Source organism: Gordonia sihwensis NBRC 108236 (assembly GCF_000333035.1).
GTDB lineage: Bacteria > Actinomycetota > Actinomycetes > Mycobacteriales > Mycobacteriaceae > Gordonia > Gordonia sihwensis.
In genome coordinates, this window is sequence record NZ_BANU01000053.1 from 1 (window position 1) to 1,904 (window position 1,904).

3 protein-coding genes are annotated in these 1,904 nt (G+C 62.6%); all 3 read left to right on the forward strand.

Annotation, left to right across the window (positions count from 1 at the left end; all coding sequences use genetic code 11):
• On the forward strand, window positions 1–832 hold an 832-nt coding region (locus tag GSI01S_RS19955; RefSeq protein ID WP_006898360.1), incomplete at its 5' end, for an AMP-binding enzyme.
• Window positions 833–861: 29 nt separating this feature from the next.
• Window positions 862–1,215 carry a hypothetical protein gene (locus GSI01S_RS19340; protein WP_006898361.1) on the forward strand — a complete coding sequence of 118 codons (354 nt, stop codon included), beginning with the start codon at window positions 862–864 and terminating at the stop codon, window positions 1,213–1,215.
• A 212-nt stretch (window positions 1,216–1,427) separates the two neighbouring features.
• Window positions 1,428–1,904 (forward strand): ISL3 family transposase (locus tag GSI01S_RS19345; protein ID WP_006898362.1); only part of this gene is annotated, 477 nt, incomplete at its 3' end.

Genomic DNA, 1,904 nt, shown 5'->3' on the forward strand with positions numbered 1-1,904 from the left:
CTCAGGACCCTTCAATCCCCAAGCATGGCACCGGGTCGCTGTCGAGACCAAGGCGAGTGTGCTCGCGACGGCACCATCGGCGATCCGTCGGCTGGCTCCGGTGTTTTCGGAGATCGGGGTGCCTCAGACGCTGCGCACAGTCGCCGCCGCAGGTGAACCGCTCACCGCTACTGTGGCCAGTTCCTGGGAATCGACCGGCGCGCCGATAGTCCGCAACGGATACGGTCTCTCGGAGGTCGGCATGGTTCTAGGGGACGCTTTCGGGCCCGGCCCGACAGCACGACCGGGAATGCTCACCCACCCGATTCCGGGCTTCGATCCCTTTCTAGTCGGCCCAGACGGTTCGCCATCGCTTGCAGATGAGCCCGGGCTCATCGCCGTTCGTCGACCGCGGCATCAGATGTCCGCAGGTTACGAAAATGCCCCTGCGCAGTGGCAGCAAAGTTGGCACGGTGAGGTCTTTGTCACCGAAGACCGAGCCCGCATCGACGGCGAGGGGCGATGGATGATCGAGGGACGAGCGGACGACATGATCATCACCTCTGGACATAACGTGAGTCCGGTCGAGGTGGAGGATGCGATTCTCAAGCACCCCGCAATCACAGAAGCTGCCGCGGTCGCCTACGCCGATCATGCTCGCGGTGATGTGGTGCGAGCCGTCGTAGTGGCTCCACAACCCGGAATAGACGTCGACGAACTAACCCGCCAACTCAAAGACCTTGTCGCACAACATGTGGGCAAGTATGCATCGCCGCGTGTCGTTACCTTCGTCGATGCGCTTCCGCGCAACGAAGTTGGAAAGCTGCGACGAGCCTCGCTACGGCCACAGTAGCGAAACCTCACACTGGAAGGACATCAACAATGCCCGATAACATAGTTCGCGCAATTCTGATAGCCCACGTCCAGCCCAAGGACAATCTGGAGGACGAGTTCAACCGCTGGTATGACGACATCCACATACCGCAAGTCGTTGACCGAATTGCTGGTGTGGTCTCGGGAAAACGTTACCGGTATGCCGAAGAACAACTTGTCGATGCTTCTGGCGCCCCGCCGACTAGGTATCTGACAATGTACGAGATCGAAACCCACGATCTCGCCGACACCGTCGACCGCCTCGGAGCAGCGCTTACCGACGGCACCCTAGACATGTCGGAGTCGCTCGATACCGAGAACCAGCCGCCGATCCTGCACTTCTATGGCTCGGTCAGCAGCTGACTCTGCACTACCTCCTGGAAAGAGGCCTACCTTGACCATCGACGATTTGGACCACGACCGGCGTCCTGTAGCCGAGCGATAAGTGGCCCTTCCGGATCCGGAGTGCGTAGCTGGGGTTCGCCGGTGATGCGGTGAGGCACAAAATGTAGGGGTCCTGGGGCGTGTGACGATGCAGGTTCTCACGCCACGCATCGAACACCCCAGGACCCGCTTTGAACGCTACCGCCAGCCTGCTTGCCGACACCATCTGCCGCACCGTCGAGCTCGGGGTGACGATCACCGACGCCGCCGTGGCCGACGAGCTCACGCACCTGTTCTGCGCCCCGGTCACACTCGACCCGATCTGCGCCGAGTGCGGGATGGCGGGGCGCCTGCGCGACCACGTCCAGCGGAAGGTCACGGATCTACCGATCGTCGGACATCCCACCAGACTGCACGTGCGGGTACCACGCTTTGTCTGCGACAACGATGACTGCGGCACGAGGATCTTCCAGCAACGCATGCCGGCGTTGGCCGAGCCGCGGGCCAAGACCACCCGCCGCTGCAGCCGCTGGATCCTGCAGCGTCTGGCGATCGACCGCACCAGCGTGTCCGCGGTCGCCAAGGCACTCGGGCTGGGATGGGACCTCGTCAACGACCTGGCGGTCACCGAGACTCGCGCCATGGTCTACGACCAGCCCGGACACTTC

What these genes read in the sequence shown, in the direction of transcription:
- GSI01S_RS19340 (WP_006898361.1), top strand. Translation starts at nt 862, where the DNA reads ATGCCCGATAACATAGTTCGCGCAATTCTGATAGCCCACGTCCAGCCC.